We start from the raw sequence: 14,426 nt of genomic DNA, 5'->3' as shown, positions 1-14,426 counted from the left end.
TGCTGGTTTACACCGTTTCTGCCAACTTTTGTTGATAGTCCGGCAATATGGATAAGAGTTTCTGTTCCGTTTCGGCCAGACTGCTTTTCGAGCGTCCGCCCGCTGCATTTCGATGGCCCCCACCGTTGAAGTGCGTACTGGCCAGTTCGCGCACCGAGAAGTCACCTACAGAACGAAACGACAACCGGATTTCGTCAACCCGGTCAATGAGAATACAGGCCATCACCACCCCTTCAACGGCCAGCGCGTAGTTGACCATGCCTTCGGTATCGCCGGTTTTGGAGCGGTAGCGTTTGAGTTCGGCATCGGTCAGGGTGATGTACGCGAACCGGTACTGAGGCAGGACCTTCAGCTTTTCGTTCAGCACGTAGCCGAGCATCCGAAACTTGTCGAGCGAAACGTTATCGAAAATGCGCCGGTGGATGCTGCTTACGTCGATGTTGAGGTCGAGGAGGTTAGCGGCCATGCGATGCACATTACCGGTCGTGTTGGAGTGGCGGAACGAGCCCGTGTCGGTCATCAGGCCCGAGTAAAGGCATTCTGCAATCGGCACATCGAGCAGGTCTCTATCGCCGAGTTCAACGATAAGCCGGTATACCAGCTCGGCCGTAGCGGCAGCGGTAGGATCCCAGAGGGTGAGGTCGGCAAACGATTCGGGTTCGAGGTGATGATCGATCATCACTTTCCGCGCCCGCGATTGCCGTACCAGCGGGCCCAGTTCCCGGATGCGGTCGAGGGCCGAAAAGTCGAGGCAAAAGATCAGATCGGCTTCGTCGAACAGCTGGCTGACGGCTACGCGCTGCTTCTCGTCAAACGCGATGACACCCTCATTACCCGGCATCCAATGCAGGTTCTGGCCGTAGTCGGTAGGAGTAACCACCGTAACCCGGTGGCCTTTTTTGCGGAGGTAGCCCGCCAGTCCCAGCGAAGAGCCCATAGCATCGGCATCGGGGTTCTGGTGGGTGGTAATCAGTACGGTTTGCGCGGGGCCACCTGGGTGTTTCCCAATAACCGCACCAATTGCTTCAATGTCTTGCATACACAAACGGCCGGAGCCTCAATCGAAACTCAAAAGTACGAATAATTTGGATACCAGTCGGCCTATGTACCAGCGCGGCATTTCGATGGGAAGTTCGTAGCTTTGCGCCCAAATAAAATTTGGATACAATAACCCATAATGGCTACGAACCGTACGTTCACCATGATTAAGCCCGACGCCGTAGCGGCCGGGCATACCGGAGCAATCACGAAAATGATCGAAGAAGCGGGTTTCCGCATCGTCGCTATCAAAAAAACGCAGTTGACAACCGAGCGGGCGGGGCAGTTTTACGCTGTACACAGCGAGCGTCCGTTCTACAACGACCTGAAAACGTACATGTCGTCAGGTGCCATCGTTCCGATGATTCTCGAGAAAGAGAATGCAGTAGCCGATTTCCGGAAGCTGATCGGAGCAACCAATCCCGCCCAGGCCGAAGAAGGGACCATCCGGAAACTGTATGCCAAGTCGATCGAGGCCAATGCAATTCACGGGTCTGATTCTGACGAGAACGCTCAGATTGAGGGCAGTTTCTTTTTCTCCGCTACGGAGCAGTATTAAATCCACTGGTGCAGTGAGCCAATCGGCTCACTGCACCACTATGGACCCCATTCGCTTTTCGTAGTACTTACAAAAATCCCGCAGCGCACAAGCGTCGCATTTGGGACTCCGCGCCAGGCAAACGTACCGGCCGTGAAGTATAAGCCAGTGGTGCGCTTTCGGAACGTACTGTTTGGGTATGTGGGCCATGAGGGCCTTTTCAACGGCCAGTGGGGTTGTGGCGGTAAGCGGAGCCAGCCCCAGCCGGTGTGATACCCGAAATACATGGGTATCGACAGCCATAGTCGGTTCATTATACACGACCGACAGTATCACATGGGCTGTTTTACGGCCCACGCCCGGCAACGTCTGTAACTCCTCCACCGTAGCCGGGATCTCTCCTCCAAACCGCTCCAGCAGGGTTCGGGCCATGCCAACCAGGTGTTTGGCTTTATTATTCGGATACGACACACTACGGATGTAGCTGAAGACCTCGTCGACCGAGGCTACCGCCAGTGACTCCGGCTCCGGGAACCGTGCAAATAAGGCGGGCGAAATCTGGTTGATGCGTTTGTCGGTGCACTGGGCGGACAGAATCACCGCTACGAGCAGCTCGAACGGATTGGAAAAATTCAGCTCGGTCTGTGGCTCGGGATAGTGTTGGGTAAAGTACTCAATGAAACGGCGGAAACGTTCTTTTTTCAGCATATAGATAATACGGGTATAGCCCCGAACAAAGGTAGGTTCCGGATTGGGAAACTGACCTTGTGCGGGGTTATACCCGTTACATAACGACAAAACACACCAGCTCGCTTACGTATGACGCAGACGGGCAGGCGGGTTTGCCGGATGGTTTCTGGAATAATTGAGAATAGACTGGACCGTATCTGGCCGGGGTTCGCGTTCAATCCGGTTCATCAACGACCGCATTTCGAGGGCGTCGAGAAAGAACGTCATCAATTCCGGTTCCGACATCAGGGCGTCTTCAATGAGGAGGCTTTCCTCGGGAGAGGTTTCCTCGTAGACATACCGGACTACATCATCTTGGGTAAAAGTTTTTGTCATAACTCGGCGAACGTTTGCTTAGTTGTTTACGCAAATTGATCAACGCGTAACGCATACGTCCCAATGCCGTGTTAATACTGACGCCGGTAGCATCGGCAATCTCCTGGAAACTCATTTCCTCGTAGTGCCGCATGATAAGCACCTGACGCTGTTGTTCGGGCAACCGCTGGATCAACTCGCGCAAATGCTCGTGTGTTTCCTGCCGAATCTGGAGTGATTCGACCGAATCCTCCGCGAACTCTAGCGTGTTGAACACACTGCTTCCGTCCTCAAACACCACACTGGGGTAGCGTTTATCTTTTCGGAAATAGTCAATGGCCAAGTTATGAGCGATCCGGATGATCCAGGGTAGGAATTTACCTTCCTCGTTGTATTTACCTGACTTGAGCGTATCCACGGCCTTGATGAACGTGTCCTGCATCAAATCTTCCGCCACATACTGGTCTTTTACAATTAAGTAAATGGTGGTGTAAATCTTCGACTTATGCCGTTGCACTAGTTTGGCAAAGGCTTTTTCATTACCACGGATATACAGGGAAATCAGCTCACTATCGTTTACCTGGGCTTTTTCCATTTTCAGTAAGACAATTAAGTAACGTAGAGCTGTGTTCCGATAGTGTGTGGGGGGATTAAGTTTTTTGTAACCGGGAGATTCGTCGCTATAAAATTAAGAATATTCTGTGCTCATTTCCAAATTGTCAGTACAAAAAATCTGCCAAACCGGGCTAAACGCAGCGAAAAAATAATTGAATAGGCGCTTCTGTCCGGTTTTGATTTGGATTGGCAAAGAAATGCTTTTTCGCAGATTTAATTGTACTTACGTTAGCGTCTTCAGTATAGATTCACCCAGAGGGGCAATCGTTTAAATGAATGAAAAAATAGTTTTTGACCGGGTTGCCCGGGCGGCATTTTCAGACGACTAATAACGGGGGGCCAGCAACCCGAGGTCGTAAAGTAAATGGTTTTGATTGAATACGCGAGGGCATTTCCGTAAATTCTATTCAGAAACCACTGGGCCGCACTTCCCAAAAACCCCATGCCGTTCAACAAAATTGCCGGGCTAATTGCTTGATTTTCTGAGTATATTTCTTACTTTAGAGGCTACGTTGTCTGCTGGATTTCCAGTACATACCTATGAGATGGTTTTGGTTCGGTATCGCGGTGCTCGGCCTGCATCTGGCCGGTATAGCCCAATCGTTCCCGGGTTTGCCGGAATTTAACTTCGACCGGCGGGGCGATGCGGGGTATATTGACAGTCTGCTGACGCTGGGCCGTACCTACCGTCAGCAGGTCGAATCGCTGCCACGCTCCCGTCGTACCGATTCCCTGCGGCTCGAAGGACTGCGGTTCATGACGGCCGTGTTCAAGCAAACCCGCGGCTCGCTGCGCGACAGTAGCTATACCTACGCCAAACGGCTGGAAGAGCGCGCCCTGGCGTATCATAATCCTTTGTTCGTGGTGCGCGGCCTCATGCAGCAGGAATATTACCTGCGCGTTGTCAAGGCCGACTATCTGCAGGCGCTACAGATCAATCAGCGCGTTTCCCAGGCCTGTATACGTTTGCCGCGCGAGAGCTCTCCGCTCTGGCAGGTGCAGATGAACATGGGCGATATCTACGTACTGCTGAAAGAATACCAGAACGCGCTCAAGAGTTACCAGGCCTCCCTGAACCTGCTGGCCCAGAACACCTCCCTGACAGGGAAAAACCGCAAGCTGCTAACGGCCCAGGCCATTACGCAGATGGGAGAGGTCTATGAAATTCAGGGGCAGTACGACCTGGCCCGTCAGCAGTTTGAAGCCAGTCGGCAGATTGCGCTGGAAACGCGCTCGCAAACTAATCTGGCTTATGCTGATGAGCGGCTGGGTGATTTTTTCATCAGCCGGCGCCAGCCCGAGCAGGCCATACGGATCTTTGACGAAGGGCTTGCCGTCTGGACTCAGCTGAACGACCGGGCGGGGCAGGCTGCCGTTTGGGCCAGGCTGGCCGAATGTTACACCCTTACCAACCGACCGCGTCTGGCCATTGAGTTTGGCGAAAAAGCATTGGCCGTTGCCCGTCAGTCCGGTTACCTGCGTATGCGGCAGATGGCTACCCAGGCCTTGTATCGGGCGTATCGGGCAGCCGGCCAGTCTGATCAGGCGCTGGCTATGTACGAAGAATACGTAGTGCTGCGGGATAGTCTGACCAATCTCCGGCGGGTAGAAGAGCTGTCGGCCATGCAGAAAAAGTATGACATCAACCAGGTGCGGGCCGAAGCCGATCGGGAACGGCTGATTCAACAGCAACAGCTGATCGATGTACGTCGGCAGGCTGAAATAAGCCGGTTACTGGCCGAGACGGAACGGGAGCAGCTCGCCAGTAAAACCCGGCTGAGCCAGTTGCAGCAGCGCGTTGAGACCGAACGGTTGAGGGCCGATTCGCAGAAAAGCCGACTGGAGAGTATGGCCCGCGTCGACGCGCTCAAACGCGATATTGAACGAGAGCAAATCATTCGCTTTTTCCTGGTGAGTGGACTGGTCATGCTGCTCGTATTTACCGTGATCTACTTCCGGAAAAGCCGGCTCATTGATCGGCAAAAGCGCAGGATCGAGGAGTTTAACCACGATCTGGAAGGGAAAGTCGTAGAACGAACGGCGGAGCTAAAAGCGGCTAACGACCAGCTGCGGGCCAAAAACCGGGAAATTGAAGACGCGCTGCTACGTGGGCAAACGCTGGAGCGTAAACGAATGGCCGCCGATCTGCACGATAGCCTGGGTGGCCTGCTGGCGGCCATCAAAACGAGCCTGTCGGCGTTGAACCCGACGCATCTGTCGGAGCGTGAGCAGTTGATTTACCAGAACCTGCTCGGTATGACCAAAGAAGCCTTCGCGGAGGTACGCTACCTGTCGCATAACCTGCAGCCCGACGAACTCGAAAAGCAGGGATTGTCCGAAGCGCTGATGCGGCTGATTAACAAGCTCAACCTGATGCAGACCGTAACGTTCCGGCTGGACGTGGCCGCGCTACCACGCCTGGGAAAAACAACCGAGTTTAATCTGTATTCAATCTGTATCGAGTTGTGCAGTAATATCTTACGGCATTCAGAAGCTACCGAAGCCGACATACTATTCCGTCGGTTCGATCAGGAACTGAACATGATTATCAAGGATAACGGCTGCGGAATGGACCCGACCGATGCCACCGGTATGGGGCTACGCAATATTCAGGCCCGGATGGATCAGATTCAGGGTCGTTACGAAGTGCACTCGGAGCGGGGCGGGGGCACAACCTTCATTTTTATACTGCCCGTATCGGTCAACACCGTAGTAAGCTGATGGTCGGCTAGGGAAGGCGACCTTCTACCATGAACTCGTTTTTGTCGAAGTACGACAGCTTTTGAAATCCGGCCAGCTTATACCGTTTCACCTGCCACTGCTGTCCTGACAGGCCGTTCTCCAGCAATAGATGGCGCTCTGACGAATACAGTGGGTTACTGGTTTGCAGTACGGCCTCAATCTGGCGGGGCTGCCGCGTTGTTGAGTCGAGCCGGACCGTCAGCGAGCGAACCGTCAGGCGTTCTTCTGATTTTTTCAGGGTGTACTGATACGTCAGCGAATCGGGGCGGGCAATCTGATAGCTGCTGCGTAGCGCCGGTTTGTTGATATCTGCCTGGCTGAACAGTTCCAGCTCGCGGCTCCAGTCCAGTTCGGCGGTTTGCTGCTGGCTGCGTTCCTGATTGATCTGAACGGTTTTCCGAACAAGTGGCTTGCGGGCCGTTAGTCCCTTAATTTGTTTCTGAACAAAACCGGCCACATCATAATAAACAGGAGGCTGGTTTTGCTGGTTGGGGTTGTTGCAGCTGCTGACAGTCAGCCATACAGGGAAGATAAGTAGCGAAACGAAGCGCATAAACGAATGCCGGATGACGGTTGAAGGCAATGACCTTCACCAACCACCAACACGATTTTTTAGAAATCGGTTTAGCGAACAGAATTCTGAACCAAATTTGCAGCGACAATGCTATTTACTAAACGGGTTCATGTCTCAGGCGTACAGGGTATCGATCACAGGTCGGAGCCTGCAATGAACTGAAATCTGATGCCTTAAACTGCTGAACAACTGTTTCATGGAATACGACGTAATTATTATCGGTTCAGGACCGGGCGGCTATACCGGCGCGATCCGGTGTGCGCAACTCGGGCTTAAAACAGCTATCATCGAGAAATACCCAGCCCTGGGCGGAACCTGCCTCAATGTAGGTTGTATCCCCTCCAAAGCCCTTCTCGATTCGTCGGAGCACTATTACAATGCCGCTCACACGTTTACCCAGCACGGTATCAAACTCGACAACCTGCAGGTCGATCTGGCGCAGATGATCAGCCGCAAACAGGACGTCGTTGATCAGACCACGAAAGGGATTGCTTTTCTGATGAAGAAAAACAAAATCGATACCTTCTATGGACTAGGCTCTTTCGTAGACGCGCATACGGTTAAAATTGCCAAAACGGACGGGGGCGAAGAAACCATAAAAGGTAAGAACATTGTCATCGCCACCGGCTCGAAACCGCTGTCGTTTCCGTCGATGCCGGTTGATAAGAAACGCATCATCACCTCAACCGAAGCGCTGAAGCTTGAACAGGTGCCGAAGCACATGATCATTATCGGGGCTGGCGTTATCGGGGCTGAGCTTGGGTCGGTTTACGCCCGGCTGGGGGGTAAAGTATCGTTCGTTGAGTTTTTCGATTCCATGATCCCTACCATGGATAAAACGATGGGCAAAGAGTTACAGAAAGCCATTAAGAAACTCGGCGCCGATTTTTATTTCAACCACAAGGTAACCCAGGTCGAGAACAAGGGCGATGAAGTGGTGGTCAGTGTTGACACGCCCGACGGCAAACAGATTACGCTGACGGGTGATTACTGCCTGGTTTCGGTAGGGCGCCGTCCGTATACGGATGGTCTCAATCTGGAAGCTGCCGGTTTGAAAACCGATGCCAAGGGGAAAGTTGAGGTTGATAATAACCTGCGGACCAGCGTGCCACACATCTACGCACTGGGCGACGTTATCCGGGGGGCTATGCTGGCCCACAAAGCGGAAGAAGAGGGTACGTTCATTGCCGAAACCATTGCGGGTCAAAAACCCCATATTCACTATCGGCTCATTCCGAACGTGGTATACACCTGGCCCGAAGTAGCCGCCGTTGGTTATACCGAAGAAGAGGTGAAGCAACAGGGTATCCCGTACAAGACCGGCTCATTCCCGTTCAAAGCACTGGGTCGTGCGCGGGCGAGTATGGACATCGACGGGCTGGTGAAAGTGCTGGCTCATAAAGAAACGGACGAGATTCTGGGGGTTCACATCATCGGCCCCCGGGCGGCAGACATGATTGCCGAAGCGGTTGTGGCTATGGAGTTCCGGGCCTCGGCCGAGGACGTCAGCCGGATGTCGCACGCCCACCCGACGTATACCGAAGCGTTTAAAGAAGCCTGTCTGGCCGCTACCGATAACCGGGCTATCAACATGTAAGGCTTTTTTTTGGCAAACCTATAAAACGAAGCCCGGCTGTTTTTCAACAGCCGGGCTTCGTTGATTTTGAGCCGTACTTCGTTCGACAGTGGTCCGTGCGGAGGCTTATTCAGCCAGTAGTTTATCGATCAGTCGGTTGAATTCGGAGACATACTGGTCGTAATACGCTCCGGTTCCGGGGCCGCTGAAGCCGGTGTGTATGTGCCGAACCTGGCCTTTCTTATCGATGAAGAGGGTGGTCGGAAAGGCCACCACTGCATTAAGGTCGGGGAGTGCTTTACTGGCTTCGGCTTTGTCGTTGGTGCCGGCCAGCACGACCGGGTAGTCGATCTGGAAGCGTTGCTTCATCCGGTCAATTTTTGGCCCTGACTCGGCCATATTGGCCGATCGCTCGAAAGCCAGGCCCAGTACTTCGACGCCCCGGCTGCGGTTGCGCTTGTACCAGGGGCTCAGGAAATTGGTTTCATCCATGCAGTTCGGACACCAGGACCCCAGGATCTGCACAACGGTCACTTTATTCTTAAAGCGCGGATCGCTCAGGGAGACCAGCTGGCCGTTGGGTTCAGGGAAGGAGACGCGCAGCGTTTTGGCGCCCGGTTTCAGGTAGGTGAGGCTGGCCGGATCGGGGAGTTTGGCTGCCGGATCGAAGCGGGCCGCCCAGGGTTCGTAGCCCGATACGCCCGACCAGAACCCTCCGGACAGCGTTTTAGCCTGCGGATTGTGCCTGGCCTTGAACAAAAACAGGTGCGACCCATCAAAGCAGGATAGGAACAGGCTGTCGCCAACCACGTTGCCATCCAGATAACGGTAGTCGCCGGTGGGAGTCAGGAAGGTACCGGCCACCCGGTTGCCTGTCTGCTTAAACACCCCTACCGCATTGACCGTATCGACCCGCCCCGATTTGTTGCCGAAGTCGGTAGCCCAGCTGCCAGTCAGGGTCGCTACTGCGGTTTGGGCAGTCGGTACAAAGCGCTGCGTGTAGCCGAGCGTGGCCTCAAACGGTAATGTTTGTATTTGTTGAGCAGTTCGTCGCCGGCGCCACACGCCCCGGAGCGTATTACCGTCTATCTTTGCAACTAATTCTGATTCAAAAAGGGCCATCGGAATCCGGATCGAGTCGCCCTGTACCGTAGCCGGGTCCATGGGAAGCCGTTCGCTGCCGTTGAGTGCAAAAACGGTATAGCCTGCTGCCTGGCCCGGCTGGATATCGAGACCGAACGGTAAATCACCTCCGCGGGTTTTCAGTACGGCGCGGTATTGACCCGGTGTGACGGTAGTTGATTCTGACTGACCTGAACAGGCCATGGCTGTGGCAATGAGCAGGGCAATGGCCCCGAAGGAAACGATTTTTTTCATGCGGAGATGGGACATGCTGTTCACGAAACGACCGGGCAAACAGGTTGGTTCAACCGAAAATAATCATTCGACAGTGCCAAAAAGGGCGGTTAGACGAATGATAACCAATAATAACGAATGACAACGAATTACCACGAGCCTGTTATGCTGCAGGCCTGCCTCGACGGACTGAACCTGCAGCCGGGCGGCACCTATGTCGACGTAACCTTTGGCGGTGGGGGCCACAGCCGTGCCCTTCTCGAACAGCTGGAAGGCGGGCGGCTGTTTGGGTTCGATCAGGATGCCGACGCCCGGGCCAACGCGCAGGCCATCAACGATCCGCGCCTGACGTTTGTGGCGTCCAATTTCCGAAATATCAAGCGTTACCTCCGGCTCTATAAAGCGGATCAGGTAGATGGCATTCTGGCCGACCTGGGCATTTCGTCGCACCAGATCGACACGCCCGAGCGGGGCTTTTCTACCCGCTTCGACGCCGATCTCGATATGCGCATGAACCAGCAGGCCGACCGTACGGCCCGGCAGGTTGTCAACGAATACACGGAAGCTGACCTGCACCGGATTCTGGGGATGTACGGCGAAATCACCAACGCCCGAACGGCCGCCGGTGCCATCGTGTCGGCCCGCTCGAACCGGCCCCTCAACACCGTTAATGATCTGAAAAATGCGCTGCAGCGGTTTGTCCCGCGTGGCAAGGAAAACAAATACTTTGCGCAGGTTTTTCAGGCATTGCGCATCGAGGTGAACGAAGAGCTGACGGCGCTGGAGGAGTTTCTGGAGCAGGTGCCGGGTATCCTGAAACCGGGCGGGCGACTGGTGGTGATGGCGTATCACTCGCTCGAAGACCGGCTGGTGAAAAATTTCATCAACAAAGGCAAGTTCCAGGGCGAAGTAGAGAAGGATCTGTTCGGGAATGAGATCAAGCCGCTCCGTTCGGTTACGCGAAAACCTATCGAAGCCACGCCCGACGAAGTAGCCCGCAACCCCCGCGCCCGTAGTGCTAAACTGCGGATCGCTGAAAAACTGTAAATTTTTATTTGTCAAACGATACTGCCCCGCCGTTAAAAACCTAGTATCTTTGCGGTCGGTTTGTTGTCAATTTCATAAAAAACCATCCTGTTATGTCTGCCACGCTTGACACCGTGAGTTTGTTAGCCGATCGCATCAACGCGCTGGAGGAGTCGTCCACGCTGGCGATGACCAAAAAAGCCCGTGAACTAGCCGCGCTAGGTCATAAAGTAATCAGCCTGAGCGTAGGAGAGCCGGATTTTAAAACCCCCGCCCACATCTGCGAAGCCGCCAAGAAAGCCATTGACGACGGGTTCCACGGATACTCGCCCGTTGCCGGCTATCCGGACCTGCGCAAAGCTATTGCCGACAAGTTCAAGCGTGACAACAACATCGACTGGAAACCCGAAAATATTGTTGTGTCGACCGGCGCCAAACACTCGCTGGCCAACGTAATCCAGACGCTGATCAACCCCGGCGATGAGGTGATCATCTTCGCGCCTTACTGGGTGAGCTACTCCGAAATGGTTAAACTCGCCGAAGGGAAGGCCGTTGTGCTCGACGGGGCGTTTGAAAACAACTTCAAAGTAACCCCGGAGCAGTTTGAGGCCGCCATCACGGACCGCACCCGGATCGTGATGTACGCGTCGCCGAACAACCCAACGGGCTCGATCTATTCCGAAGCCGACCTGCGGGCCATTGCCGACGTGGTTGCCCGACACGACAACCTGTTCGTGCTGGCCGATGAGATTTACGAATACATCAACTTCACCCCCGAAGGTCATTTCAGTATCGGCTCGATTCCGGCCATTGCCGATCGGGTTATTACGGTCAATGGCGTGGCGAAAGGATACGCCATGACGGGCTGGCGCATCGGCTATATCGGTGCTGCCAAGTGGATTGCGGAAGGGGTAGAGAAACTTCAGGGACAGGTAACCTCGGGTACCAACTCCATTGCTCAGAAAGCCGCTGTTGCTGCCATCAGCGGCCCGCTCGATGCGTCGAAAGAGATGACCCAGGCCTACCAGCGCCGTCGGGATCTGGTCGTTCAACTCCTGCGGGAAGTACCCGGCTTCCGGACCAACGTGCCGGAAGGAGCTTTCTATGCTTTCCCCGACATCAGCCACTACTACGGTAAGACCGACGGTACGACCCGCATCGAAAATTCAGATGATTTTGCGGAGTGGCTGCTGAATACGGCCTATGTGTCAACCGTGGCCGGTTCTGGATTTGGCGCTCCCAACTGCCTGCGTATCAGTACGGCTGCGTCTGACGAGGCCCTGGCCGAAGCGGTTCAGCGCATTAAAGATGCCGTAGCAACGCTGCACTAAGCAGTAGGTTATAACCGAAAGCGGCCCGAACAAGACTGTTCGGGCCGCTTTCGGTTAGGAGCGTTTCCCGAAGGGAATTACCGCTTTCAGACTGACGTTTCGGCCCATGTTGAAAACCCCGGCGCGACCGGTTGCTTCGTTGACGCCGAAATATTTGAGTCGGTTCTGGTGACTCTGGTAAGCTATGTCGAACAGGTTCTGAACGGTCAGGTACAGCGAGAACAGGGTTCGCCCGCTATTGCTGACAATATCGCTGCCGGTGCCCAGGTTGACAAGGGTATAGGCGGGGGTCGGTGTTTCGGTACCGAAGGCCAGCAACGCCTGATTCTGCCGCCAGTTGTGTTCCAGTTCTACCATGGCGTACAGATTGCGCCAACGGCTGCCGGCTTCGGCTTTGGTAAGGCGAATCTGGCTGATCAGACGGGGTGGGGGCAGAAAAGGCAGATAACGCGCCGAATCATTTTTGGCCGACAGATTTCGTGACCGCACCAGCGAATACGAGGTGGTAAAATGAAACCAGCGGGCCGATCGGGGATTCACCGTAACCTGAGTTTCAACGCCATACAGCACCGCGTTTCCCTGCACGTAGCGGTAGGTCAGGATTGGGCGGGCCGGGTCAACGATCGAGTCGCGGCCAAACCGGTCGAGCACTTTTTCGGAATAGGTGTAGTTGTTGATCCGATTCTGAAACAGGCTGGCCATAACGGTCAGGTCGGGTGATTCGTACTGAACACCCAGGTCGCCCTGCCACGAGGTTTCGGAGCGTAGGTCGGGGCTGCCGATTTCATAACGGAAGGTGCCCGCATGCTCGCCATTGGCCGAGAGTTCCGATGTAGCGGGTGCGCGGAAGCCCCGGGCCAGATTGGCTTTTACGGTCCAGCGGCTCGACAGCAGATACGTTGCTCCCAGGCTGGCCGTTGGGTTCGAGTAAACTTTGTCAAGGCCTCCAAAGCGAGTCTGGCCCCCCTGAATCGGAGACTCGCTGAAGGTGCCTTCAGCATCGGCATAAAGCTGGTTGATGCGCATACGCCGGACATCGACCCGAACGCCCCCGTTTACCGTCAGCCGTTCGGTTTTCTTCTGGGCGAATGCAAATACGCCATTGTCGAACGAACGGTAGCCCGGGTAAAGGACTTCCAGACCCCGGTTCTGGTTGTACTGGTAAAGCCCGTTGCCACCCAGGGTAATGTCCCAGCCGTTGCGCCCGGCCAGGTAATACTTCAGATCATAGAATACATTCTGAAGGTAAAAATACAGCGCTGGCTGCCCGGGCGTAAGCGTACTGGCAAACTCCTGCCGACGGTTCTGGCTGTAACTGATGATCGCCGACAGGTTGCCGCCCCCGACTTTAGCGAAGGTATTCCACGACGTCTTGAAGTGATTCAGGTTCTGGTAGTTGGCCAGCTCGATTGGGCGGCTGCGTAGTTCGGCATCGGGAACGGGCGCCAGCGCTTCTGAGTCGGCGCTTACCTGTACAAGCTTCAGGAACCGGCCGTTGCGGTCGCGTTCGCCCGTAACGATGTTGATGTCCTGGTGCCAGTTGGAGATATACAACTGCGAGTAGCCCCATTTCCGGGTAATGCCAATGGTTCCGTTGATGTCAAACTCCCGATAGGCGGATCCGTATACCCGCCCGTCGTAGCGGTTCCGGTAGTTGCCGGCGCTTTTGGTGCTCACCCGCACGCGGCCGAACAAGCCGCCCTGGTTCGTTCCTTCCACCACGCCCGACAAACCAATCATGCCGTTATTGCTCTGGTAGTTGCTCAAAATCTGCCCGCGCATCACGCCGGGTTCTGGCGGACGAGCCGATATAACGCTCATGACCCCGCCCAGCCCGTCTGAGCCGTAGAGTAGACTGCCCGACCCTTTGATAATCTCATACCGGTCGATGCTGTACTCGTCAATCTGAAGCGCGTGTTCTTCGCCCCACTGGTTGTCTTCCTGCCGAACGCCGTCGTGAACGGTAATAACCCGGTTGAACCCCAGTCCGCGAATGACAGGTTTCGACAAGCCAACGCCCGTGGTGATCTGCGACATACCCGGCAGCTTCCCGATGGCATCGACCAGATTGGTTGATGAGGTCTGGAGCCACTGAATCTTGTTGTACGTCATGATCGGAACCGGACTGTCTTTGACGGTCTGCCCGGTGGTGAGTCCCGTTACAACTACCTCCTGGAGCTGGGCTGCTTCGGGTTCGAGGGTCATGTCGAGCGTTGTTTCGCCGTCGCCGAGCTGAATGGTGCGGGTCATGTTTCGGTAACCTACCAGCTGTACCTGGACCCGAACCGAGCCCGCCGTCAGGCCCGTAATGCGGTACCGACCCGTTGAGTCGGCGGCCCCGCCTTTCTGAGAGGAGGGGATGTACACCGTAGCGCCAATCAACGGCTCGCGGGTGGTTTTATCGGTAATGTGACCGCTGAGTATTGTCTGGGCAGACGCCAGACCGGGAATGAGACAAATGAATAGAAGAAATCGAACCATGTACGTGGCAGTGTATAGAGTGAATAAATCAGCCGAATGCTGTCAGGTAAGGCGTATACGCACGAGCCTGAACCGCTCAATGCGGGCAGGCCGGGCTCATACAGC

At 54.9% G+C, this 14,426-nt stretch carries 12 protein-coding genes; 5 read left to right on the top strand and 7 right to left on the bottom strand.

Annotation, left to right across the window (positions count from 1 at the left end; genetic code table 11):
* Window positions 1-7: 7 nt before the first annotated feature.
* Window positions 8-1,039 (bottom strand): DHH family phosphoesterase, encoded by a 1,032-nt coding sequence (locus tag EQG79_RS17280; RefSeq protein WP_129602832.1) that lies wholly within the window; start codon window positions 1,037-1,039, stop codon window positions 8-10.
* 138 nt (window positions 1,040-1,177) lie between these two features.
* On the opposite strand from EQG79_RS17280, the gene EQG79_RS17275 reads away from it, so the two are divergent.
* The gene (locus EQG79_RS17275) at window positions 1,178-1,597 is read left to right on the top strand and encodes a nucleoside-diphosphate kinase (protein ID WP_077922618.1); all 420 of its coding nucleotides are present in this window, start codon (window positions 1,178-1,180) and stop codon (window positions 1,595-1,597) included.
* 27 nt (window positions 1,598-1,624) lie between these two features.
* Here EQG79_RS17275 and nth read toward each other — a convergent pair whose 3' ends face one another.
* From nth to EQG79_RS17260, 3 genes are all read right to left on the bottom strand, one after another.
* Window positions 1,625-2,284 carry an endonuclease III gene (gene nth, locus EQG79_RS17270; RefSeq protein ID WP_077922637.1) on the bottom strand — a complete coding sequence of 220 codons (660 nt, stop codon included), beginning with the start codon at window positions 2,282-2,284 and terminating at the stop codon, window positions 1,625-1,627.
* A gap of 105 nt (window positions 2,285-2,389) precedes the next feature.
* Window positions 2,390-2,641, bottom strand: coding sequence for a hypothetical protein (locus tag EQG79_RS17265; protein WP_077922617.1), 252 nt, complete (start codon window positions 2,639-2,641; stop codon window positions 2,390-2,392).
* Window positions 2,616-3,215 (bottom strand): RNA polymerase sigma factor, encoded by a 600-nt coding sequence (locus EQG79_RS17260; RefSeq protein ID WP_077922616.1) that lies wholly within the window; start codon window positions 3,213-3,215, stop codon window positions 2,616-2,618. Before EQG79_RS17260 ends, EQG79_RS17265 begins: the two co-directional genes overlap by 26 nt.
* A 560-nt stretch (window positions 3,216-3,775) precedes the next feature.
* Between EQG79_RS17260 and EQG79_RS17255 the strand changes: the two genes are divergently transcribed.
* Window positions 3,776-5,956 (top strand): tetratricopeptide repeat protein, encoded by a 2,181-nt coding sequence (locus EQG79_RS17255; RefSeq protein WP_077922615.1) that lies wholly within the window; start codon window positions 3,776-3,778, stop codon window positions 5,954-5,956.
* A gap of 7 nt (window positions 5,957-5,963) precedes the next feature.
* On the opposite strand, the gene EQG79_RS17250 is transcribed toward EQG79_RS17255, so the two are convergent.
* Window positions 5,964-6,530 (bottom strand): hypothetical protein, encoded by a 567-nt coding sequence (locus EQG79_RS17250; protein ID WP_077922614.1) that lies wholly within the window; start codon window positions 6,528-6,530, stop codon window positions 5,964-5,966.
* A gap of 217 nt (window positions 6,531-6,747) precedes the next feature.
* On the opposite strand from EQG79_RS17250, the gene lpdA reads away from it, so the two are divergent.
* Window positions 6,748-8,148 carry a dihydrolipoyl dehydrogenase gene (gene lpdA, locus EQG79_RS17245; protein WP_129602830.1) on the top strand — a complete coding sequence of 467 codons (1,401 nt, stop codon included), beginning with the start codon at window positions 6,748-6,750 and terminating at the stop codon, window positions 8,146-8,148.
* A gap of 105 nt (window positions 8,149-8,253) precedes the next feature.
* Here the strand turns inward: lpdA and EQG79_RS17240 are convergent, their stop codons facing one another.
* On the bottom strand, window positions 8,254-9,504 hold the full coding sequence (locus tag EQG79_RS17240; RefSeq protein ID WP_129602828.1) for a TlpA disulfide reductase family protein: 1,251 nt from the start codon (window positions 9,502-9,504) through the stop codon (window positions 8,254-8,256).
* A 117-nt stretch (window positions 9,505-9,621) separates the two neighbouring features.
* On the opposite strand from EQG79_RS17240, the gene rsmH reads away from it, so the two are divergent.
* Complete coding sequence (rsmH, locus tag EQG79_RS17235) at window positions 9,622-10,530, top strand: 16S rRNA (cytosine(1402)-N(4))-methyltransferase RsmH (protein WP_129602826.1); 909 nt, start codon at window positions 9,622-9,624, stop codon at window positions 10,528-10,530.
* Window positions 10,531-10,622: 92 nt separating this feature from the next.
* Window positions 10,623-11,840, top strand: coding sequence for a pyridoxal phosphate-dependent aminotransferase (locus tag EQG79_RS17230; protein ID WP_129602824.1), 1,218 nt, complete (start codon window positions 10,623-10,625; stop codon window positions 11,838-11,840).
* Between the two features lie 54 nt (window positions 11,841-11,894).
* On the opposite strand, the gene EQG79_RS17225 is transcribed toward EQG79_RS17230, so the two are convergent.
* Window positions 11,895-14,321, bottom strand: coding sequence for a TonB-dependent receptor (locus EQG79_RS17225; RefSeq protein ID WP_129602822.1), 2,427 nt, complete (start codon window positions 14,319-14,321; stop codon window positions 11,895-11,897).
* Between the last annotated feature and the right edge of the window lie 105 nt (window positions 14,322-14,426).

This window comes from Spirosoma sordidisoli (assembly GCF_004138325.1).
In the GTDB taxonomy this organism is placed as follows: Bacteria; Bacteroidota; Bacteroidia; order Cytophagales; family Spirosomataceae; genus Spirosoma; species Spirosoma sordidisoli.
The sequence above is the reverse complement of the archived record's forward strand: the minus strand, read 5'-3'. Positions and strand labels throughout refer to the sequence as shown.